A 23,157-nucleotide genomic window follows, 5' to 3' on the forward strand; every position below is an offset into this window, starting at 1 on the left:
AGCCACATTAAACAAAGCTTTTATTGCTATGTTATAATTTCATAAAAAGAGAAAAGGAAAGATTTGAATCTTTATATCCTCACAGAAGAGCGACCAAAACAAGAGGTTTTACACACTATAATCACAAGATTTTTACAGGATAAAAATCTTTGTGCTTTTGTGGATACTCTTAAGATTTTACCCATTGTTAAAGAAAATTGCTTTACTTTTAGCTATGAGATTCTAGGCGTGTCGTGCAAGGCGATTGAAAAAATCTATGTCAAAATTGTGAGTGGGACGAGTAGTTTTTTGAATATTTGTGTGTTTAGGTTATGTTATAATAAACGGAAAATTGAGGTAAATAATGACAAAATATATTGATGTAAGCACCAACAATTTATTAAATAATTTTTATATTGATGATTGTGTGCATTTTATGCAAAAGAGAATGCACGACAATAGTGTTGATTTAGTTGTAACTTCTCCGCCATATGATAACCTAAGGGATTACAAGGGGTATAATTTTGAATTTGAGAGTATAGCAAATGAAATTTTTAGGATTGTAAAAAAAGGGGGAATTGTTGTTTGGGTTGTTGGTGATAAAATCAAAAACGGAAATAAAAGCTTGACAAGTTTTAAACAGGCCTTATATTTTCAAAAAATTGGATTTAATGCACACGATGTTATGATATATGCGAAAAAAAACACACCTTTTATGCGTTCAAATGCTTATACTAATGGGTATGAGTATATGTTTATTTTTTCTAAAGGAAAACCGAAAACTTTTAATCCACTTAAAGAAAAAACCGCAAGAAATGGTTTTGAAATGTTGGTGGCAAATAAAAAATCAGATGGTAAGAATAATAAAGTTCTTAAAGAATTGAAACAAGAAAAGACAAAGACAAATATTTGGTATTATGCCGTAGGGCTTGGTGGAACAACAAATGATAGAGAAGCTTTTAAACACCCGGCTATGTATCCCGAACAACTTGCTCTTGATCATATTTTGTCTTGGAGTAATGAGGGAGATATTGTATTTGACCCAATGTGTGGCTCTGGGACAACTTGCAAAATGGCTTTTTTAGCTAAGAGAAATTTTATAGGAGTAGATATAAGTTGGGAATACATTGAAATAGCAAAAAAAAGACTAGATAAATATAGGAGTAATTTATGCTTTTAAATATTGATAATTTTGTGATTGCAAATAAGCAAATTGGTAGTGTGGTAAAAAATTCTGTTGGTATTGTCAAGGCGATTAATGGAGAATCTGCAATGGTTTTATTTATAGGTGTCAATGAAATTAAAAAAGTAAATTTTGAGAATTTAGAATCAATTGACATTTACAAAACTGGAAAAGGATTTGATTGTAAAATATGCAATATTTGTCATATTTTGAAAGATACTGGTAGTTTTGAAATTAATCAAACCGATGCAAAGGGTAACAAAACCACTAGACCAAGTTGCAGAGAGTGTAGAAAACATATTGATGGCGTAAAGCTTTCTAATAATGAAAAAAAGCGAATGGACAAAATTGCACCACCTAAAGGCAGTATTTTTACTTGCCCAATTTGCGAAAAGAGAAGTATTGTAGGAGTAACAGCAAATCTTGTTAGGGATCACAACCACGAGACAGGTGAAGGTAGGGAATGGATATGTGATAGTTGCAATACGGGACTTGGCAGATTTAAAGATAACCCAAAGTTTTTGGAGAAAGTGATAGAATATTTAAGAAAATATGAGAAGTAATGCACCATATCAAATCCCCACTCAATTACATTGGCGGAAAATACAAAATCTTACCCCAAATCCTACCCTTATTTCCTAAAAAAATTGATACTTTTATAGATGTATTTTGTGGAGGTTGTAATGTAGCAATCAATGTCAATGCCAAGCGAATTTTGGCAAATGATAATTTAAGTTATCTTATCGCTCTTTTAAGATTTTTGCAACAAAATCCTTTAGAGAAAACACTGCAAGAAATAGAGCAAATCATACATTTTTATGCTTTAAGCAAAGAAAATGCAGAGGGTTATAAACTTTTAAGACAGGATTATAATGCGTATAAACATCCTTTAAAATTACTTGCACTTCTTGCTTTTAGTTTTAATCATCAAATACGCTTTAATAACGCACATCATTTTAATACCCCTTTTGGCAGAAATCGCTCAAGTTTTAACCCACAAATGAAAATCAATCTCATTGATTTTATACAATCCCTACAACAAATCAGTATCACATTTTCTAGCCTTGATTTTAGTGAAATTTTTAGCACTTTAGATTCTATGCAAGATAAAGAATTGTTTGTGTATTGCGACCCACCCTATCTTATCACGCAGGGCACTTATAATGATGGTAAAAGGGGTTTTAGTGGCTGGAATGAAAGCCTAGAAAAATGGCTTTTAAACTATCTTAGCAAACTAGATTCTAAAGGTATTCTCTTTGGGCTTTCAAATGTCCTTACCCACAAAGGACAAGAAAATAAGCTTTTAAAACAATGGTTAGAGACGCATAATTTTTATATCTACACTATACAAGCACACTATACAAATGCAAATTATCAAGCAAAATATAGGGATAAACAACACACGCAAGAAGTATTCATTACAAACTACAAGGCGGATAATGCGTTTTATTGGCAATAAAGAAAAATTAGCCCCCATCATTTATGACTTTTTACAAAAACTTGGGCTTGTTAAGGCAGAAAACCAAAGCTTTTTTGATGTTTTTAGCGGCAGTGTAAGTGTGGGGAAATTCTTTAGGCATAAAGGCTTTAAAGTGTATGGTAGTGATATGCTGTATTTTTCTTATTGTTTGCAAAAAGCATATTTGGAGTATGGGATTCCAACTTTTGAAAAGCTTTTGCCACTTATAGAAAAACAATCCTTGCAAAGTCGCACTTTTTTTAACACTCCTTATGAAAAGGTGCTAAATTTTTTAAATTCTTTGCGGGGTGTGCAAGGCTTTATTGGCACACATTATGCACCCAACCCGACAAATGCAAGAATGTATTTCACACAAGAAAATGCACAAAAAATAGATGCGATGCGTTTGCAAATAGAGCAATGGAAAAATGAACATCATATCAATGAGAGTGAGTATTTTATCCTCCTTGCCACACTTTTAGAATCTGTGTCTTTATTTGCAAATGTGGCAGGTGTGTATGCAGCATTTTGTAAGAGTTGGGATAAAAGAGCTTTAAAGCCTTTTATGCTAAAGGCTATTGAATTTTCGCAGGGCATAAGCGGGGAGTGCTTTTGCGGGGATAGCGTGAAGATTTTGCAAGGTTTTAAAAAGCCTATTGATATACTTTATCTTGACCCGCCTTATAATCAAAGACAATACGCCCCAAATTATCATTTACTAGAAACCCTTGCAAGATATGATAATCCTAGCATTAAAGGCGTGGCTGGAATGCGTGAGTGGGGGGAGCAAAAAAGCCTATTTTGCAACGCAAAAACTGCTTTAATACAGCTAGAAAATATTGCAAAATTATCTTGCTATAAAAACTTAGTGTTAAGCTACAATAGCGATGGCATTATGGATAAAAATTCCATTTCTAAGCTTTTAGAATCCTTTGGTCAAGTAAGTTTTTATGAAATTCCTTACAGGCGATTTAAAAGCAATGCTAAAGTGCAGAAAAATAGTGTATTTGAATACTTATGGGTGCTTGAAAAATCAACCTAAGCTTTTTTAACGATATAAAGCTGTTCTTTAATATGTATGGGACGATTTTTAAGATTACGGCTTGCGCGAAAAGCGTTATAATCTTGCTCTAAAACAAAGCATTTTCCAAGCTTTTTAAGCCTTTTTGTGAAATTTTCTTTTTTGACAAAACCTTCGCAATTATAAGAAAGCAAAATGATTTTCGCAGGGGTTTGAAAAATTAGCTCAAAAAGGGCTTCTTCGGCTTCTTTAGCTTTATTATAAACGCTACGATTCCATTGCTTTGGTATGCCACTTACCTTAGAAATTTCGCGGGGCTTTTCATAATTAGCCAAAAGATTTAGCATAAAATAATTTGAGCCATAAGGGTGTTGGTTATAAGGGGGGTCAAAATAAGCCAAATCAAGCCTTTCAAGCTCTTTACTTAAAATATTTGCGTCTTTTTGTAAAACCTCAAATTCGCAAGTGAAATTTGAAAAAACGGGCAGTTTTAAGCTCATCTTGCCCTTAATACGCGAAAGGGCGTTTTCTCCCACTCCGCCAAATTTACCCACGCCGTTTTTATCCTTATAAAAGCCCTTAAAAACGCCACTTGTATTAGCATGAACGCTAGCTTCATAAAGCAAGGGTGCTAAGAAAAAATAGCGTAAATTCGTTGGAATTTCTTTTTCTATGGCTTGTCTTAAGCTGTCTAAATAAAGCGCATTTTCTCTAGTGTAAAAAACACGCTCATTTTTTTGGATATTTGCCTCATTTTTGGGAGCGTAAAGCTCACTGATAAAGCCCTTTTTTAAGGGGGTGCTTAAAAGCTTTTTGTGTAAAGATTTTAAATTTTCAAACGCGTCTTTGTCTAAATTTGCTAGATAACAAGAATTAATGATTTTAGAATAAAGCTCCAAATCATTTGCGATAATAAAGCTACTATGTGCCTTAGCAAAACGGCTAACGACCCCTGAGCCACTAAACATATCTAAAAAGCTAAGTTTGTCTTTTTTAAGCTCTTTTTTTGCATAGTCAAAACCCTGTTTTAAAAAGCCTAGCAGGGCTCTTTTATTACCCAAATAAGTGATGATTTGCTCTTTTAAAAAAGCGGGATTTTCTTGCATTGTTTTGCCCCTAAAAAATATAGTATCTCAAAGCCGTTTCGGCTATCTCTTTGCAAATGTGAAACATCTCCTCTGCTTCCCACTTTTCCTCTCTAAAATACATAACTCACGGGAGAAAAATAATTAAAATTACTATTGCCGTCCGTTTTGAAAATGTAAGTTTTATTAAGATAGTAAAATTCGTTAAGGACATTGAGTTTTGCTAACACCGTTTTTTCGCTGGGAGCAAAATCGCAACCCCAGCCAAAACACACAAAAGGTGTTATTTTTTCGTGATTAAGCATAGCTTTAATGCCTGTGAGATTTTTGCCTAATCTTTCTATAGCGTTACCTGTGGCTTGTTTTTTCCTGCCCTCTTTTGCTCTTTCGTCATTTGTGCCTTGCCTTTTGGCTTCTGTGATGAGAAGCACCTTAGCAAAATTTGGCTCATCTTTTTTCTTTAAAAATAAAATCCCACCATCAGGATAAATCGCTCTATCCATAAAACTCGTATCAAATTCAGCTCTAAGCTTAGAGGCTTTAATATTTTCTATCATAAAGGACAAATCAAGCTTTTTAGCAATTTCAAAATAATATTTACCATCTACAAAATTAGCTACCCCCCCCCCCCCCTCAAGAATCGCTCCTCTAGGTATTTTTTAGTTTTTTTCATCGCTAAATCTAAATTTAAATCATCATTTTTTGATTTTAAATTTTTTGCTTTATGCTGTTTAATGCTCGCTCTTAAAGCTTCTCTAGGCACCCTAAGCCTTTTTCGGCGTTACAAGCATATTGACATAACGCCCCTCAAAATTTGGCTCTTTATCGCGGTTTGCCTTATCCTCTATGCTTTGCCAAATTTTTTCAAGTAAAGCCACACCCGCTTCAGGATTTGACATCTCACGCCCTTTTAAAAAAACGCGAAATTTCACATGTTTGCCCTGCTCTAAAAATTCCAAAGCGTGCTTGACCTTGTAATTAATATCATTTTGCGCGATTTTCACAGAAAGCTTGATTTCTTTCACATCGATGACTTTTTGCTTTTTTTTCGCCTCTTTTTGCTTTTTTTCTTGCTGGTAGCGGAATTTCCCATAGTCCATAATTTTTGCCACAGGCGGCTTGGCATCAGGAGCGATCAAAACCAAGTCAAGCCCCAAACGATTCGCTATTTCTAAAGCCTCATCGCTACTAATAATCCCATAAGCCTTACCATCATCACCCACGCAACGAAGCTCGTTAGCCCTTATCTCATCATTGAGTAAAACATCTTTTTCCCTACTCAAAACGCAACCTCATTCATTTTCTCCTTCACTAAATTGATAAATTCATCTAAGCTAAGGCTTTTTTGCTCCTTAGCCCTCCTATCTCTTAAAGCCACAGCCCTATTTGACAGCTCCTCATCGCCCAAAACTAAAATCATCGGTAATTTTTGCTTTTCAGCGTTGCGGATTTTCTTGCTTAGGCTTTCGTTTTTATCGTAAATTTCACTATCCACGCCAAGTTCTAAAAGCATTTTTTCTATACCCTTTGCATAGGCTAAATGCGTTTCGTTTATAGGCACTAAGCCCACTTGCACAGGCGCGATGAAAAAAGGAAATTCTCCCGCACAATGCTCAGTTAAAATCCCTATAAATCTCTCAAAAGAGCCTAAAATTGCACGGTGAAGCATCACAGGGCGCTCTTTAGCATTCTCGCTTGTGGTGTATTCTAGCGCAAAACGCTCAGGTAAATTAAAATCTACCTGTATGGTCCCACACTGCCATTTGCGTTTTAGCGCGTCTGTAATTTTAATGTCAATCTTAGGACCATAAAAAGCCCCACCCCCCTCATCAATGCCGTATTTTAAGCCCTGCTCGTCTAAAGCTTCTTTTAAAGCCCTTGTTGCCACCTCCCAAATCGCATCATCGCCTATAGCTTTTTCAGGCTTAGTTGAAATTTCCATTTCATAACTAAAGTCAAAAAGCTTCATCAAATTATCCACAAAGGCTAGAATTTCAAGCACCTGCTCTTTAATCTGGCTTGGCATACAAAAAATATGCGCATCATCTTGGGTAAATTCCCTCACCCTAAAAAGCCCGTGCAAAACCCCGCTTTTTTCGTGCCTATGCACTACCCCATACTCGAAAAATTTCAAAGGCAAATCGCGGTAGCTCCTCACCTCGCTTTGATAAATTTTAATATGCCCCACGCAGTTCATCGGCTTGATGCCGTATTCTTGCTCGTCAATGTGCGTAAAATACATATTTTCTTTATAGTTTGCATAATGCCCGCTAATCTTCCACGCCTCAGCTTTCAAAAGCTCAGGCCCCCTCACAGGCTCATAGCCACGCAAACGATGAATTTTATAAAGCAAATGCTCCAGTTTTGAGCGAAGCCTTGCTCCATTACTCAGCCATATCGGTAAGCCGCCTCCAATTTGCTCATCAAAGCTAAAAAGCTTAAGCTCATTTCCAAGCTTTCTATGGTCTCTTTTTTTGGCCTCTTCGATGATGTGCAAATGCTCTTTCAAGCTCTCTTTATCCGCAAAAGCTGTGCCGTAAATTCTGGTGAGCATTTCTCGCTTTTCATCGCCTCCAAGGTAAGCCCCCGCCACGCGCGTGAGTTTAAAAAAACGCAAAAATTTCGTATTGGGAGCGTGCGGACCACGACACAGGTCCTCAAATTCCCCCTGCTTATAAATGCTGACCTCATCGCTTGGGATTTTTGCTAAAACCTCTTGTTTCAAGTCATCATCTTTAAATTTTTCTAAGGCTTCTTGTTTGCTTAGGGTGTATTTTTGAATTTCAAGCTTAGCTTCGGCGAACTCTTTCATCTTTTTTTCTATTCTTACTAAGTCTTCCTCGCCTAGCTTAAAACTCACACGAAAATCATAATAAAAGCCATCTTCTATCACGGGTCCCACAAAAAATTTCGCCTCAGGGTAAAGTGCTTTAATCGCCTGCGCCATTAAATGCGCACAAGAATGCCGAATGACTTCTAAAGCCTCCTTAGAATTGTCAAAATAAACCTTTTCAAAATCCAAATTTTTCACGCTTTGAGTATCTATGAGAGTGTCTTTATCTTTGTAAGCTATACAAATTTTATCCATTTGACTCCTTATAAAAATAGCGTAATTCTATACTCTTTCAACTTAAGCTCTTTTTAAATTTATACCAATAGCGATAAGATATTTTCTTCCCTAACTTTCATCGCATTATAAAGCATAGCGGAACTAAATTCTGTAAGAAGTTGTGATTTAGAAAAATTCGCATTCTCTGCGGCAAAATCCACATCTTTAAGTTGAGAAGCCGCTGCGGAAAGTGAAATTTCTGTGATGCTAATATTATTAATGGTCGCATCAAGTTGTTGTTGCACACTGCCTAAATCCGAGCGAATAGAATCTAAATTTTCCAAAGCAGTGTCTGCTACATCCATTAAAGCCATCGCTTTTTTAAGATGTAAGCCCTCTCTACCATCAATATAAGTATCAAAAATAGAATGGAAAAAGCCCAAAGCATTTTCTTGTGCCGAACTCATCAAGCCTTTCATATCCCTTAAAGATACATTTTCTTCCGCAAAGCCTGTCATTGAGGCATCAAAACCTAAGAGAGAATTAATCTCCACATTATTAAGTTTAACTTGCATTTGTATATCTTTAGGTCCTGAGCTTACAAGCTTAAGTCTACCGAAATTCTCATTAAAAGAAGTAAGTTTAGCGCCATCTGCATTTCTCGCCTTGCTACCGCCAAAACCAAAGTTTCCAGCTCCTCCAGTATTTTGCGGTGGAGGATTTTGAGGATAATTATGCGTACTCATACCGGTAATAGCCACCACATCATCAGGCATAGTGAAACAAATGCGTTGTTGATTAGGGTCATTGGGGTTTTCTTCTATAAAGGCTGTGATGCCTGTTTTATGACTATCTTTATTAAAACAATCTACAAGATCTTGTAGATAATACTTCCCATCCGCCTTACCCTCTAAAATCGTCCTTTCCGTATAAACCTTAACGCCCGGTTGTCCTCTCTTAATTACCTGTATGGCTATGCCGTTGTATTCTGGGTGTGCAGCATTTGGCATACGCGTGATAAATTTATCTTTTGTTACCCAATCCCCACGCACAGTGGTAAGTGGCACGCCTAAATTAGGTGTAACTTGATTCCCGCTCATATTGAGTCGCTTCGTAGGGTCTAAAGCCATAAAGAGTATAACTCCATCTTGGATTTTCGCGGAAACTCCTGTTTGTGGGGTAAGGGCATTGACATTAGAAACTAAAGCTTCTGGGGTGGCTGCTGGACCTACATTAATATCATTAATCTTAACGCCGTCTGCTGCGGTAATAGGCTTAAAATCTTCCAACTTTGCTTGAACGCTTTGTCCATTTCTAAGATGTGCTAAACCAAAAAAACCATTGCTGCTATCCTTTAGGACTATCCCCCTGCCATCCGTTGAACGCAGTTCTAAATTCCCAAAAGCATTGATAGCCGCCTCCACACCTGTGGTAGTTTTAACAGCATTAATAGCTTGCACGAGAGCGCCGTTTTTATCATTATCCTGCACGGAGATAGAGCCGATTAAAGTGCCATTGATACTAAAATCCGCCCCGGTTTTACCTGCTGTGATATTGTCTGTTCCTACGGTGCGGACATCATAACTTGCTTTAATGCCTGTTTGAGTGCTAACATTATTTATTCTTTCCACTAAATCACCCAAGCCATAATTGAGCTTGGTGCCGATTTCCACGCCTGAAAAAGTGAAAGTTTTATTATTAATAGTAGAATTGATTTTCACATCAATGCTACCATAATTACCTGCGACGATATTAGCACCTGTTTCAAAACGCGTATTGCCGACTTTAGAAGAAAGGGTTGAGCCGATGGAGGCTTGGACGACTTGGTTGGATTGGGAGCCGATTTGGAATTTTTTATTCACAAAGCCCCCGCTTAAAAGCTGTATGCCGTTGTAGGAGGTCGTATTGGCGATATTATCATAAGCTTCCAAAAGTCGATTAATGTCCGCTTGTATCATTCTCCTTGTTTTAGCACTTTGTCCATCTTGTGCGGCTTGAGTTGCTTTAACCTTAATCATTTCCACGATTTTAATTTGCTCGTCCATAGCTTTGTCGGCTATTTGGAACATTGCTTTTGCATCATTGGCGTTGTTATTAGCCTGATTGAGAGTGTGAGAAGAGCTAAGAAGCTGGGAACTAATAGCACTTGAGGAGGCATCGTCTTTGGCAGAATTAATGCGTAAGCCTGAAGATAGGCGTTGCAAAGACGCTGAGAGAGCGCTGGAATTTGATTTAACACTGGTATAAGCACTAAGTGCTGCAATGTTAGTAATCCTCATACTATATTTGTGTCCCAATTAGAAATTTCTGTAAAATCTATATCGTTATTTTTTAAAAAAACTTGAGAATTGAATTAAAAGTTTTGAGGTGAAAGTAAAGCCGTGCTATAAAGATAAAAGAAAACAAGCCCTAAAATAATACGATAAATCCCAAAAGGAATAAAGTCAAATTTAGCGATGAATTTTAAGAAAAATTTAATCACCAAAACCGCCACCACAAAAGCCACCACAAAGCCTATAAAAAGAGGCGTAAAAGAAGAGGCACTGCTTAAAATGCTTGGCTCTTTGTAAATGCTATAACAAGTTGCTATCATCATAGTCGGCACAGCAAGTAAAAAGCTAAATTCCGCCGCAACCTTGCGGTTAAGCCCTAGCAAAAGTCCGCCTATAATGCTAGCTCCGCTCCTTGAAGTGCCCGGAATCATCGCTAAAGACTGGATTAGCCCTATGCAAAAAGCTTGTTTAAAGCTCACTTCATCTAAGGAATTCACCGCATAACTCTTCCCTTTGTGCAAAAGCTCAATCGCTATAAAAACCACCCCCCCCAGCACCAGCATGAAGACGACAACATAGCCATTAAACAAAAGCTCCAAATGCTTCGCCACAAAAAGCCCTATAAGCCCCGTAGGTAAAAAGGCAAAGGCTAATTTAAGCCACAAAACAAAGCTTTGCAAAAGCTTACGCCAAAAAACAAAAAGCACCGCCAAAATCGAACCAAGCTGGATAATAATCAAAAAAGACCGCCAAAAATCGTCCATTTTAATCCCTAAAATAGTCGTCCCTAAAATCATATGTCCCGTGCTAGAAATAGGCAAAAATTCCGTCAAACCCTCGATAATGCCAAGTATCAAAGCATATAAATTTTCCAAAGCTTACCCTTAAAATGATTTCGTCAAATCTTACTTTAAATTTACAAACGAAATTTAAAATTAACTTAATTTCATTAAATTTTAAGAACTTTTTATATATCTTTTTGCCTTTATCAAAATACAAGGATTTACTATGCACACTTCAAAAAATTTACGCGAACTGACCCTTAGAGGCTTGATTTTAGGGAGTATTTTAACTCTCATCTTTACCGCTTCTAATGTTTATTTGGGGCTTAAAGTGGGGCTTACTTTTTCCTCCTCTATCCCTGCTGTTGTCATTTCTATGGCGGTTTTAAGTTTATTTAAAAATTCAAGCATTTTAGAAAATAATATGGTGCAAACAGAAGCTTCCGCCGCTGGAACGCTTTCGGCGGTCATTTTTGTCATACCGGGGCTTTTTATGTGTGGGTATTGGAGTGAATTTCCCCTATGGCAAACCTTTATGATTTGCCTTTGTGGTGGGGTGCTTGGAGTGCTTTTTACCATACCTTTAAGGCGTGTTATGGTAGTGGAGAGTAAATTAGCCTACCCAGAGGGCAGGGCGGCAGCTGAAATTTTAAAGGTAGCAAATAAAGCTCAAAGCGATAAAAAGGGCAAAGAGGGCGTGAAAGAAATCGCACTTGGCTCTTTCATCGCTGCTATAATGAGTCTTTTTAGCAGTGGCTTTAAAATCATAGCGAGTGAAAGCTCTCTAGCCTTTATTTGGAATAAAATGGCTTTTGGCTTTTCTATGGGCTATTCTCTAGCACTTTTAGGTGCTGGGTATCTCGTAGGACTTACAGGGGCGGTTGCGCTTTTTGTAGGAATGTTTTTAGCGTGGGGCGTTTTTACGCCTTATCTTTCAAGCTTTGAATTTAGCAATACAAGCGAGGCGGTAAGTTTAGCAGGGAGTGTATGGAAAGATAAGGTAAGGCTTATTGGCACAGGTGCCATAGCCATAGCAGCACTTTGGACTCTTTTTGAGCTTTTAAAGCCCGTGTTTGAGGGTATGAAAGAGCTACTTAAACACGCTAAACTTAGCCCGGAACTAAGCAAACAAGACCTTTCATTTAAAAGCATTGCGGTGTTATTTTTCATCACGCTTTTAGGGCTTTTTGCGACCTTTTATAGCTTTGTGAGTGAGGCGAATTTAAGCTCTTTTTATACCTTGCTTTTTAGCGTAGGTGGGACGATTTTAGCGGTTTTAATCGGCTTTTTTGTAGCGGCAGCTTGTGGCTATATGGCAGGACTTGTTGGCTCATCTTCAAGCCCTATTTCTGGCATAGGTTTGATAGCCATTATCATCTCTTCTTTGATGATTTTGCTTGTAGGAGCAGATATTTTTAAGGGCGAGGCACTTTCTAAATTTGCTATCGCTTTAGCCATTTTTATCACAAGTGTGATTTTAGCCACAGCAGCGATTTCAAATGATAATTTACAAGATTTAAAAACAGGACACTTAGTCGGTGCGACTCCTTGGAAACAGCAAGTTTCTTTGCTTATAGGTTGTATTTTTGGGAGTTTAGCTATCACGCCTGTTTTAAATTTACTTTATCAAGCTTATGGTTTTGTAGGAGCTATGCCTAGAGAGGGTATGGATACAAGCACCGCCCTAGCCGCCCCTCAAGCTAATCTTATGAGTACCATAGCACAAGGTATTTTTCATCAAAATATAGAGTGGAAATACATCGCCTTTGGAATTTGCGTAGGTATTTTAGTCATCATCATCGATAAATTTTTAAGAAAAAGTGATAAAATGCTCCCGCCTTTAGCCGTAGGTATAGGCATTTACCTCCCACCTTCTGTAAATATCCCTTTAGTTATAGGAGGGGTTTTAAAATATCTCATTATGAAAAAACTTGCCAAAAAATACGCTAAAAATTCACACAAAGATGAAAAACTTGCCAAAAGTGAGCAAAGAGGCACACTTTTTGCCTCTGGGCTTATCGTTGGGGAAAGTCTTTGTGGGGTTATCATCGCTGGGATTACCGCTTTTTCTTTAAGTCGTGGCGGAAGTGAAAGTCCGCTTGAACTTGGACTTAGCGTGCATAATAATGAGCTTTTAGCCCTTATCTTCTTCATAGGAGCGGTATTATTTTTCATCAAAAGAATTTTAAGAAAAGATTAATATTGCAACCCGCCCCAAAGAGCGGGTTAGCAATAAATTGAAGGCAGTCAAGCCTAGTATTACAAGACTAGCGAAACTAGGCTTGTAAAGCTGGGCTTTAAATCCTCGTCATTACGAGCCGCTAAAAGCAGCGTGGTAATTCCCTTATTTTCGCAATGACGGAGGCTAAACAAAATCTTCACTTAAATCACGCCAAGACGCTTAAGATTAAAGCGATTTTCTTAGCACGGCTGCCACCTTTGAGCTGTTTTTCTCGCAAAATGGCTTCTTCCATACTTTCAAAATTCAAAATAAGCCAGATGGCTCACATTGTATTTAGCCGTGAAACCGCCAAAGCTTTTATTTTTGTGCTGGTAAATTCTACCTTGCAAATCACTCGTTACGCCCACATAAAGCGTCCTGTTTGCTTTGTTACACAAGATATAAACGCAAGGGCGTTTTTGCTTCACTTTGCTTTCCTTTTTTTTGTTTCTCGTCATTGCGAAAGGCGTGAGCCTTGAAGCAATCCCCTTAAATTCAAGGTTTAGATTGCTTCGTCAGCCTACGGCTTCCTCGCAATGACGCGGTGGGACCCTCACACGACTCGGCTGGGCGGTTATACTCCGCCGCTCTTGATTAAGTCGTCATTACGAGCCGCTAAAAGTGGCGTGTGGTAATCCACCCTAAAACCCCCTACTGCTTAAGCTGTAAAAGCGTGTTAAGCATCTGATCGCTTGTGCTTATGGTCTTAGAGTTGGCTTGGTAGCCCCTTTGCACCACGATGAGCTGGGTAAGAGAGCGGCTTAAATCCACATTACTCATTTCAAGCGCTGAGGTTTTCATCTCGCCTCTTCCGCCTGTTCCTGCTTCACCGACTACGATGTCCCCGCTATTTCCCGTTACTTTGAAAAGATTCCCGCCGATTTCTTCAAGCCCCATATTATTCGCCACGCTAGCCATAGCGATTTTTGCCACGGCAAAAACTTTTCCGTTGGTAAATTCGCCTAGCAAGTTGCCCTTCTCATCCACGCGGATAGCATCAGGCTTTAAATTCCCCGAAGTGTAGCCATCGGTTGCTTGATTCGTAAGTGTTGAGGGCGAGCTTGAGCTTACTAGCCCATCGTTTCCGCCGCTTGTCCCAAAGGAGAGCTTGATTTGCTGGTTTGGCTTCGCGCCGTTGTTTGGGCTGAAATTTATAGTCCTTGGACTATAGCTTGAGAGGCTTCCGTCATTGTTAAAGCGTGCTGTGCCTACAAGGATATTTTCAGGTCCGCCATCGCCTGTTGTGTTGATTTCAGCAGGTTCAGGCACGCGGATTATCATTTGCCATTCGTTTCCGCCGTCTTGAGTGGTGGTTTGCTTGACAAATTCCACCTCTAAAGTATGCTTACTTCCAAGAGAGTCAAAGATTTCAAGCCCCGCAGAAAAGGCTGAAAGCTTTAGCTGCTCACTTTCTTTCTTCTGGCTTCCAGTCGTTTGAACCCCATCAAAGCCCTTAAAGATTCTTGTAAAGGCATCATTTGTGCTTACCTTTCCTTGCGCGTCCGTGTAGGCTGTGATGTTGAAATTTAAGTCCTTAGGATTACCCGTTTCGACTTGGTTATTACCGCCTGGGATAGAGCCTTGTGGGATGGTGCTTTCTTCTTTAGCGTTAGAGATGCTAAAGCGTCCATCTTCTGTGATGACTACTTGGACTTTTTGATTCACATCTTGCAAACCAAAGCCAGCATCCCCGTTATAATCCACCCCATACCTCACATCACGCTGTAAAAGCTCTCTCAAGTCCTCAGTCGTGCGGAAGGTTCTTACATCATCATTATATCTCTTACCCCCTATGGTATCCCAGTATTCGCGTGAGGCTGGGTCTGTTGGAGGTTGTATACCGTTCTGCCCAGGTTGAAAAGCTGGTCCTCCGTCAGGATTGTGCATAGGTGGGATTTGCACAGGGCTTGAGCTATAGACATACTTGTGTGCTGTGATGACGGTAGCATTTATAGGACCTGTGACTTGACCCCCTTGCACATTTCCCCCCGTTGCTGTCCAGCTGCTCACATTTCCCCCCGCATTTTGCTCAGCGAAGGTGAAGGTATTATTATTATTCCAAGTTGCGTTGTAAATTTCACCGGCTTGGTTGGCTAGATTTACCACTAAATTGATGTTTTTCATATTATCCGTGGTGCCCTCGCTGTTTGTGTTGATGAAGTCTATGCCCTTACCGTCGGCAGTTTTTACCGCTTTTACCCCTGTGCCTTGACGCGTATCGGTAGGAGATGTGAAGGTGTTGATGTAATTTACGGCTTCATCTAGGCTTCTTATGTTTGCATTTTGTATGGCTACGCCGTTAATTTCTATGTCAAGGCGCACGACTTGCTGCTCGCTTCCCCAGAAGACGACATTGTTTTGTGTGGCTTTATTGTTCGGGTTAAAGGCATTAAGTCCTTGTAGCTTGTGTGTTTTAAACTTCGCATCCGCAAAGCTCACCCACATACCTTGACCGTTTCTTAAATTTAGCCCCTTGCCGTTCCCGTCAAAAAGCGAGCCCGCATCCACGCCCTTTTCAGTTACTTCCATAGAATTTTTAGAAGTGGTGTAAAATTGAGTCGTGCCTGTGTCGTTTTCGTCCTTGGGTGTGCCTAGCTTTTTGTTCCAGCCGTGGATGGAGTCAAGCCCATAGATAGGACGCGAAGCCTGACCTACATTAAGCCCACTATTAAGATTTGCTTTTATCGCTACTTCGGTGCTCTTTTGCGCTGGGATGTGCATACCCGGATCGACAAAGATATTTTGCGGAGAACGAGAGGAGTCGATGCTCTGATCATCCCAGTTGATGTTCCAGCCCTGCACGACAAATCCCGTATTGTTGACAAAATTTCCATACGCATCAAGCTTAAAATCCCCGTCTCTTGTAAGATAACGCGTAAGCCCCCCATCATCACTCAGCATAAAAAAGCCGTCTCCATTAATCGCGACATCAGTGTTTTTATTTGTTGTTTGCACGGAGCCTTGAGAGTGAATTCTAGTCGTAGAGCTTATGCTCGTGCCAAGTCCTACTTGGAGAGGATTTTGTCCGCCGCGACCGTCTGTGGGGACGGTGGCGATTTTTACCGTTTGAGAAAACATCGTGCCAAAATCGGCTCTTGAGTATTTAAAACCTGTGGTATTGACATTGGAAATGTTATTGCCTTCAACATCCATTGCGATTTGGTGCGCTTGCATACCGCTCACGCCCGACCAAAGAGAACGCATCATAGTGAATCCTTTTTCATAAAATCTTGCTTCAAAATTGCTAAAGCTAATCAAGCAAGAAGTGTTCCAAGTTTAATAGAAAATGGAGAAAGCTTACACAATCATTATTAAAATGTGTAAATAAGATACACAATTTTAATTTAATCTCCTTTGATTTTCAAAAAGCTTAAAAAAATTCAAAAATTATATAAAAATTAAGAGTAAAATACACCAATTAAAAAAGGATCGATGATGAAAAAAGCCGAGGAAAATACCTTAAAAAAGAATTTTTTTACCTTAACTTTACTTTCTTTTTGCGGTTCTATTATTTATGGTTTGCCTTATTTTAGAAAATATTATTATGATGATTATATGACGCTTTATCACTTAAATAACTTTGAAATGGGACTTTTAGGAAGTGCGTATGGTTTACTAGGGCTTTTTTCTTATGCTTTAGGCGGATATTTAGCAGATCGTTTTGCGGCTAAGAAATTATTAATTTTTTCCTTGATTGCCACAGGCTGTGGAGGACTGCTTCATTTATATTTTACTTCTTTAAATTCTTTGCTTGTGATTTATGGAATTTGGGGGATTACTTCCTTACTGACTTTTTGGCCCTCTTTAATCAAAATCGTCCGCTCTCTAGCAAATTCTAAGGAGCAAGCTAGAGCTTATGGGATATTTGAGGGAGGAAGGGGCGTTGTGAGTGCTATACATCTAGCAATTGCGACAAGCATATTTGGCTATTTTCAATCTAAAGCTTTGGCGGCTCAAGGCATAGAAATGGTTATTGTGTTTTATTCTCTAGCACCTATTTTCAGTGCGATTTTATTATTTTTTTTATTAAAAAATGAGGTTAAAGAAGAAAGTGAAAAATTAAAAATGAAAGATTTGTTGACTTTATTGAAAAATCACGCACTTTGGCTCATCGTTTGTATCACTTTTTGTACTTATTTTTTTAATATGAGTTTTTATTATTTCACACCTTTTGCAAGTAATATCATTGGCACTTCTGCTGTATTTGCGGCAATCTTAACGGTTTTAGCCTCCTATATCCGCCCAGTTTCATCGATAGTAGGAGGCTTTGTAGCAGATGGTTATGGAAAAGCTAAGGTAATGATGATAGGTTTCATCACTATGGGCATAGGAGTAGCATTTTTAATGCTAAGTGCGTCTTTAAGTGGATTTTTACAAATGGCGATTTTAACAAGTGCTTGTGTCGTTGTTTATGTGGCAATGTATTCAAATTTTGGTATTTATTATTCTTTACTTAGCGAAGGAAAAATTCCTATGCACTTAACGGGAATAGCCATAGGTATCGTTTCTACTTTTGGATATTTGCCTGAAGTGTTTGCTCCACTTTTAGCAGGAGATTTACTCGACCGATATCCAGGGGTTAAGGGCTATCATTATTATTTTAGCATTATGATTGCGATGGCAATTTTAGGCGTAATCTTTTGTGCGATGTGGATTAAGAAATTCAATAAAAAGGAGAAATGATGAAAAAAATTATAAAAGACTTTAAATTTCAAGTCAAAACTATAGAAAATGAGTGGATTAGCTTAAGCGATGGAATTAGGCTTTCAGCACGCATTTGGCTTCCGCAAGGCGATGAGAAATTCCCAGCCATTTTAGAATATATCCCTTATAGAAAAAATGACGGAACAAGAACGAGAGATGAACCTATGCACGGCTATTTTGCGGGAAATGGCTATGCTGTTGTAAGAGTTGATATGAGAGGAAGTGGGGAGTCTGATGGACTTTTAAAAGATGAATATTTAAAACAAGAGCAAGATGACGCACTAGAAGTTATAGAGTGGATTGCGAAGCAAGAGTGGTGTAATGGAAAGGTCGGTATGATGGGTAAGTCGTGGGGAGGGTTTAATTCCCTACAAGTCGCAGCTAGAAGACCAAAACATTTAAAAGCCATTATAGTTGTGGGCTTTACTGATGATAGATTTAATGAAGATATTCATTATAAGGGCGGTTGTTTGCTTAATGATAATTTTTGGTGGGGAAACATTATGTTAGCCTATCAAGCACGCTTTGTCGATCCAAAAATCGATCCAAATGGCAGAGAAAAATGGCTCAATAGACTTGAAAATATGCCTTTATGGCCTACTTTATGGATGGAACATCCCTTAAAGGACGACTATTGGAAACACGGCTCTGTCAGTGAGGACTATGCAGCGATAGAAGTGCCAGTTTTTGCACTAGATGGTTGGGCGGACTCTTACACAAATCCTGTTTTTACACTTATGCAAGGCTTAAAAGTGCCAAGAAAGGCTATTATCGGTCCTTGGGCGCATGTGTATCCGCACGATGGCTTTCCAAATCCTGCGATAAATTTTTTAGGAGAGGCTTTAAAATGGTGGGATAAATGGCTAAAAGATGTAGAAAATGATACTCTTGACTGCCCTATGATTCAAGCTTATATTGAAAAATCCTTAAAACCAAGTGCAAAAGTTAGCGAAGTGAAAGGGCGTTTTGTGGGACTTGAAAATTATCCAAGCAAGGATATTAATAACACAAATTATTTTTTAAATCCTTATCGCTTAAGCTCTAGTAAAAGTAAAGAATTTATCAAAATTAACACTCCACAAAATCACGGACTTTTAGCAGGCGAATGGATGGGAGCTGGAGTTCTAGGAGAAAGTCCAGCAGATCAGAGGCTTGATGATGGGTTAGCTGTCATTTTTGAAAGTGAAATCTTAGAAAATGATGTCGATGTTTTGGGCTATCCTTTATTAAAGATAAGACTAAGTAGCGACAAAGAAAAAGCTATGCTTTTTGCCCAACTTAGTGAAGTAAGAGAAGACGGCTTCGTGCAAAGGGTGAGTTATGGAGTACTAAATCTAGCTCTCAATCAGGAAAAAAGCGAATTCAAACCTTTAACAAAAAATGAATTTGTGGAAAGGGAATTAAGGCTTGATTGCTGTGGACATCGCTTTACTAAAGGCTCTAAATTAAGACTCTCCCTAGCAACGACTTTTTGGCCTATGTTTTGGCCTATGCCAGAAAATGCGACCTTAAATTTGGATTTAAGTGCGTGTGAATTTGCTCTTCCTATTTTTAGCGGAAAAGATAGCAACAAGGTCGATTTTGATGCACAAAGTGCCGCCTTAACTTCCCTTACTATCCTTAAAGAAGGCAAGGTCGATAGGAGTGTAAGCTATGATATTTTAAGCGATACTTTTACCTACATAACAGACGGAGTTGGAGGAGTCTTTGGCGAGGGGGTTTATCGCTTTGACGAAATTGATGTTTTGGTCGAACACAACCTTAAAAGAGAATTAACCCTCCAAAACGAAGACCCACTCAGTGCAAAATATACCATTACGCAAAAAATGAAAATCGGTAGAGAAAATTGTATGATGGATGCCGATATTATCTTAACGCAAACAAGCGATAAAGAGTATTTTTACATCAAAGGAGCAATGCAAGTTAAAGAAAATGATAAGCTTGTCTTTAACAAAAACTACGACCACAAAACTCCAAGAAAAAGTCTCTAAATCAAGGCTAAATTTACAAAATTTAGCCTTTTAAACTCACCCAAGTGCTCACTATAAGTAAATTTTTAAACATTTTTAGCTAAATTTGGCTTTTGATTTATGAAGGTATATAAAATGAAAAAAGATTTAATCATAGTCGAGTCTCCCGCAAAGGCAAGGACTATAAGCAATTTTTTAGGCGATAAATTCGAAGTAATGGCGTCAAAAGGACACATTAGAGACTTGCCAAAGACAAGCTTTGGGATAAAGATAGAAGAAGATCATTTCGTGCCAGAGTATAGAATTTCAAAAGATCATAGTGCCTTAGTTAAGGAGTTAAAAGAAAAAGCGGCTAAGGCGGGGCAAGTTTATCTAGCAACCGATGAGGATAGAGAGGGCGAGGCGATAGCCTATCACATCGCTAAAGCCATAGGTAAAGATGAAAATTCCTTACCTCGCATCGTCTTTCACGAAATCACAAAAAGCGCCATAGAACACGCCCTAAAAAACCCTAGAAAGCTCGATATAAATTCCGTCAATGCCCAGCAAACTAGGCGTTTGCTTGATAGAATAGTCGGCTACAAATTAAGTCCTCTTTTAGGACAAAAAATTCAAAGAGGACTAAGTGCGGGTAGGGTGCAAAGTGCCGCACTTAAAATCATAGTCGATAGAGAGAAAGAAATCCGTGCCTTTGTGCCGCTTGAGTATTTTAGTATCGATATGATTTTTAGTAAAGATTTGGAAGCTGAACTTGTGGAGTTTGACGCAAAAAAGCTTGAAAAACTAAGCCTTACAAACAAAGACCGCGCCAAACTCATCTTAGAAGAGTGTCAAAAAGCGGAATTTAGCGTGGAAAACATAGAAAGTAAAGAGCGTAAAATCGCCCCGCCGCCACCCTTTATGACCTCTACACTACAACAAAGTGCGAGTAATCGCCTTGGCTTTACCCCTAAAAAAACGATGATGATAGCGCAAAAGCTTTATGAGGGGGTTAAAACACATCAAGGCACAATGGGCGTTATCACTTATATGAGAACGGATAGCCTAAATTTAGCTAAAGAGGCGGTAAAGGGTGCTAGGGAATTTATAAAAGAGCATTTTGGTAAGGAGTATTTACCAAGTAAAGAAAATATTTATACGACTAAAAGCAAGGGCGCGCAAGAAGCTCACGAGGCTATCCGTCCTACAAATTTAAGCTTTACGCCCAAACTTGCTACAAAATACCTTGAAAAAGATGAGCTAAGGCTTTATACTCTCATTTACAACCGCTTTTTAGCTTGTCAAATGAACCCTGCGCTTTCGCAAAGTGAGGGCGTTTTTGTAAGGGGAGGGAGAGCTTTATTTAAAATCAGTGGGAGGAGAGTATTATTTGAGGGCTTTTATAAGGTGTATGGAGATATGGATAAGGATAAAATTTTGCCTGAATTCAAAAAGGGGGAGAAATTAAAGGTGCAGAATTTAGAGCTAAATTCGCATTTTACCGAGCCACCTGCTAGATACTCGGAGGCTGGGCTTGTCAAAAAGCTAGAAAGCCTTGGCATAGGGCGTCCATCAACCTATGCGCCGACTATTTCGATTTTAAGTGCGAGGGATTATGTAGTCATAGAGAAAAAACAGCTCGTGCCAAATGAAATCGCCTTTAGCGTTACCGAGCTTTTAGAAAAAAATTTCAGCGACATAGTCGATAGTCATTTTACTTCAAATTTAGAAAATACCCTTGATGAAATCGCAGAAAATAAAGCCGACTGGCAAGAGACTTTGCGGGAGTTTTACTATCCTTTTATGCGAAAAATCGAAGAGGGTAAAAGCACAATCAAAAGTCAAAAAACTTTCACAAAACTTGAGGAAAAATGTCCGCAGTGTGGGAGTGAATTAGCCGTGCGTAAGGGAAGATATGGGGAATTTATCGCTTGTCTTGCCTTTCCAAAATGTCGCTATTCAAGGAATTTAAAGGAAGATAACGCAGAGAAAAAGGAAACAAAAAAAGCAAATGGCATAGGGGTCAAATGCCCTAAATGTGAAAATGGCGAAGTGGTGGAACGCTTTTCAAGGAGGGGGAAATTTTATGGGTGTAATCATTACCCAAAATGTGATTTTGTCTCAAATTACAAACCAAGCAAGGAAAAATGTGAGAAATGTGGCGAAATGATGGTCGTTAAAGAGCTTAAAAAAGGCACTTTTTTAGAATGCCCTAAATGTAAGGTTAAGAAGGAGGTAGAATAATGACTGAAACTGTAAAATCTTTGGATAATATTGAAGTCGATTTGGTTTTGAGTGTTGGTTATGGCTGTCGCACAGCTCATCGTATGAGAGAATCTAATTTAAGACAAGAATCTTCTCCGCTTGATTGGATGATTCATTATAGTCTTGATGATGCTTGCAATTTAATGATAAATGATTTTAAAACATTTTTTGTAGAATACGAAAATCAAGGCACACACGAAGGTGGCGCACTTCAAGTAGTAGATAAAGCAACAGGAATGATATCTATTCATCATTTTTGGCCGGGCGGAGATTTAGAAACTCAAATACTAAATTATAGAAATTTATCCATTCAAAGATGGGAAAAAATCAAAACAAAAATAGCTGCCGTAAAAAGAATTGCTTTTATCTACTGCGGAACTTTTGATATAAATTGCTTTGAACATTTTTTAAATAAATTTTCCTCTCATTTTGGAAAAGAAAAAATAATTTATTTTATCAATGTCGATGATGATAAGAACAAGGAATTTAACGAGCTAAAAATCACACAATATGAACTAAATTCTTACATTAAAATTATTCACTACCTTGGAAACGATTACCCTATACTTAATGAAGATATTTGGGTAGGAAATTCTTTTCTATGGAATGAGGCAATGAAAAATATAAAGCTAGTCCGCAAAAATCCACCAAATGCCTTAGAAAAAGTAAAAGAACATCTAGCCTATAAACTTGGTGAAGCTCTTATGATAAATTATCGATCATTTTTTGGCTTGATATTTTTACCCTTTATTCTTTATGGTATCTACAAAAGACATATTTTTTTAAAATCGAAAAAACTTTTATTTTTAAAGCTTGATGAAGGTGAGGAATATTATGAAGAAGCTTTAAAATTACAAAATGGACTTTATTACAAAATAGGACTTGAAATTATTAAAGCTCATAAAAATAAGTGGGGGGGGGGTAAAACTACCATTTAAAATTCGCAAACTCATTATGCAAGAATACGGAAAATTATAAAACAAAAAATAAAAAAATCTTATTTAAACTGAGAGTTTAAAGTTTTTGGTCATCAAGAAACTAAAAAAATCACCAAAATTTGAAATTTCACATAGGCACTAAAATAGCTTAAAAAGTGCCTACAGTGTGATCTCAATTTCTTACTAAGAAATAAATACGCTTTTGAAAAGGAAGTGGTTGTTTTGAAAAGAGCTTATTTGAGACATTTT

Annotated in this window: 19 protein-coding genes; 10 read left to right on the top strand and 9 right to left on the bottom strand. The window is 38.1% G+C overall.

The genetic code is table 11. The features are described from left to right. The first annotated feature begins 63 nt into the window (after window positions 1-63). The 5 genes from NYG92_RS02045 to NYG92_RS02065 are packed head-to-tail and all read left to right on the top strand — an operon-like array spanning window position 64 to window position 3,663. On the top strand, window positions 64-360 hold the full coding sequence (locus tag NYG92_RS02045; protein ID WP_289233381.1) for a hypothetical protein: 297 nt from the start codon (window positions 64-66) through the stop codon (window positions 358-360). Next, window positions 344-1,159, top strand: a complete 816-nt coding sequence (locus NYG92_RS02050; protein WP_150337283.1) for a DNA-methyltransferase — start codon at window positions 344-346, stop codon at window positions 1,157-1,159. The genes NYG92_RS02045 and NYG92_RS02050 overlap by 17 nt, the downstream gene beginning before the upstream one ends. Beyond that, window positions 1,150-1,725: an Hpy99I family type II restriction endonuclease gene (locus NYG92_RS02055; protein ID WP_002955897.1), complete on the top strand. Its 576-nt coding sequence runs from the start codon at window positions 1,150-1,152 to the stop codon at window positions 1,723-1,725. The genes NYG92_RS02050 and NYG92_RS02055 overlap by 10 nt, the downstream gene beginning before the upstream one ends. Then, window positions 1,725-2,621 carry a Dam family site-specific DNA-(adenine-N6)-methyltransferase gene (locus tag NYG92_RS02060; protein ID WP_289233382.1) on the top strand — a complete coding sequence of 299 codons (897 nt, stop codon included), beginning with the start codon at window positions 1,725-1,727 and terminating at the stop codon, window positions 2,619-2,621. Before NYG92_RS02055 ends, NYG92_RS02060 begins: the two co-directional genes overlap by 1 nt. After that, the gene (locus NYG92_RS02065) at window positions 2,602-3,663 is read left to right on the top strand and encodes a DNA adenine methylase (RefSeq protein ID WP_289233383.1); all 1,062 of its coding nucleotides are present in this window, start codon (window positions 2,602-2,604) and stop codon (window positions 3,661-3,663) included. The genes NYG92_RS02060 and NYG92_RS02065 overlap by 20 nt, the downstream gene beginning before the upstream one ends. Here NYG92_RS02065 and NYG92_RS02070 read toward each other — a convergent pair. The 7 genes from NYG92_RS02070 to NYG92_RS02100 all read right to left on the bottom strand — a co-directional run bounded on the left by NYG92_RS02070 (window position 3,660) and on the right by NYG92_RS02100 (window position 10,924). Next, window positions 3,660-4,748, bottom strand: a complete 1,089-nt coding sequence (locus NYG92_RS02070) for a DNA adenine methylase (protein ID WP_289233384.1) — start codon at window positions 4,746-4,748, stop codon at window positions 3,660-3,662. The genes NYG92_RS02065 and NYG92_RS02070 overlap by 4 nt on opposite strands. Window positions 4,749-4,840: 92 nt before the next feature. Continuing rightward, window positions 4,841-5,284 (bottom strand): EcoRI family type II restriction endonuclease, encoded by a 444-nt coding sequence (locus NYG92_RS02075; protein WP_289233385.1) that lies wholly within the window; start codon window positions 5,282-5,284, stop codon window positions 4,841-4,843. Window positions 5,285-5,343: 59 nt separating this feature from the next. Beyond that, window positions 5,344-5,490 (bottom strand): hypothetical protein, encoded by a 147-nt coding sequence (locus tag NYG92_RS02080; RefSeq protein WP_289233386.1) that lies wholly within the window; start codon window positions 5,488-5,490, stop codon window positions 5,344-5,346. 1 nt (window position 5,491) lies between these two features. After that, window positions 5,492-6,010 (bottom strand): translation initiation factor IF-3, encoded by a 519-nt coding sequence (gene infC, locus NYG92_RS02085; protein ID WP_289233387.1) that lies wholly within the window; start codon window positions 6,008-6,010, stop codon window positions 5,492-5,494. Continuing rightward, the gene (gene thrS, locus NYG92_RS02090; protein WP_289233388.1) at window positions 6,007-7,815 is read right to left on the bottom strand and encodes a threonine--tRNA ligase; all 1,809 of its coding nucleotides are present in this window, start codon (window positions 7,813-7,815) and stop codon (window positions 6,007-6,009) included. Before thrS ends, infC begins: the two co-directional genes overlap by 4 nt. Window positions 7,816-7,874: 59 nt before the next feature. Next, window positions 7,875-10,055 carry a flagellin N-terminal helical domain-containing protein gene (locus NYG92_RS02095; RefSeq protein ID WP_289233389.1) on the bottom strand — a complete coding sequence of 727 codons (2,181 nt, stop codon included), beginning with the start codon at window positions 10,053-10,055 and terminating at the stop codon, window positions 7,875-7,877. A gap of 74 nt (window positions 10,056-10,129) precedes the next feature. Beyond that, window positions 10,130-10,924, bottom strand: coding sequence for an undecaprenyl-diphosphate phosphatase (locus NYG92_RS02100; protein ID WP_289233390.1), 795 nt, complete (start codon window positions 10,922-10,924; stop codon window positions 10,130-10,132). A gap of 133 nt (window positions 10,925-11,057) precedes the next feature. Between NYG92_RS02100 and NYG92_RS02105 the strand changes: the two genes are divergently transcribed. Further along, the gene (locus NYG92_RS02105; protein ID WP_289233391.1) at window positions 11,058-13,031 is read left to right on the top strand and encodes an OPT family oligopeptide transporter; all 1,974 of its coding nucleotides are present in this window, start codon (window positions 11,058-11,060) and stop codon (window positions 13,029-13,031) included. A gap of 278 nt (window positions 13,032-13,309) precedes the next feature. Here NYG92_RS02105 and NYG92_RS02110 read toward each other — a convergent pair whose 3' ends face one another. Both NYG92_RS02110 and flgE read right to left on the bottom strand, forming a co-directional pair. Next, window positions 13,310-13,510 carry a GIY-YIG nuclease family protein gene (locus NYG92_RS02110; RefSeq protein WP_289233392.1) on the bottom strand — a complete coding sequence of 67 codons (201 nt, stop codon included), beginning with the start codon at window positions 13,508-13,510 and terminating at the stop codon, window positions 13,310-13,312. A 193-nt stretch (window positions 13,511-13,703) separates the two neighbouring features. Continuing rightward, window positions 13,704-16,259 (bottom strand): flagellar hook protein FlgE, encoded by a 2,556-nt coding sequence (flgE, locus tag NYG92_RS02115; RefSeq protein WP_289233393.1) that lies wholly within the window; start codon window positions 16,257-16,259, stop codon window positions 13,704-13,706. A gap of 225 nt (window positions 16,260-16,484) precedes the next feature. On the opposite strand from flgE, the gene NYG92_RS02120 reads away from it, so the two are divergent. From NYG92_RS02120 to NYG92_RS02135, 4 genes are all read left to right on the top strand, one after another. Further along, entirely contained in the window at window positions 16,485-17,735 is a 1,251-nt protein-coding gene (locus NYG92_RS02120; RefSeq protein ID WP_289233394.1) for an MFS transporter, read from the top strand. Next, on the top strand, window positions 17,732-19,747 hold the full coding sequence (locus tag NYG92_RS02125; protein WP_289233395.1) for a CocE/NonD family hydrolase: 2,016 nt from the start codon (window positions 17,732-17,734) through the stop codon (window positions 19,745-19,747). The genes NYG92_RS02120 and NYG92_RS02125 overlap by 4 nt, the downstream gene beginning before the upstream one ends. Before the next feature lie 114 nt (window positions 19,748-19,861). Continuing rightward, window positions 19,862-21,949, top strand: a complete 2,088-nt coding sequence (topA, locus tag NYG92_RS02130; RefSeq protein WP_289233396.1) for a type I DNA topoisomerase — start codon at window positions 19,862-19,864, stop codon at window positions 21,947-21,949. Continuing rightward, on the top strand, window positions 21,949-22,908 hold the full coding sequence (locus NYG92_RS02135) for a DUF1796 family putative cysteine peptidase (RefSeq protein WP_289233397.1): 960 nt from the start codon (window positions 21,949-21,951) through the stop codon (window positions 22,906-22,908). The genes topA and NYG92_RS02135 overlap by 1 nt, the downstream gene beginning before the upstream one ends. Window positions 22,909-23,157 lie beyond the last annotated feature (249 nt).

This window comes from Campylobacter felis, from assembly GCF_030250085.1.
GTDB lineage: Bacteria > Campylobacterota > Campylobacteria > Campylobacterales > Campylobacteraceae > Campylobacter_D > Campylobacter_D upsaliensis.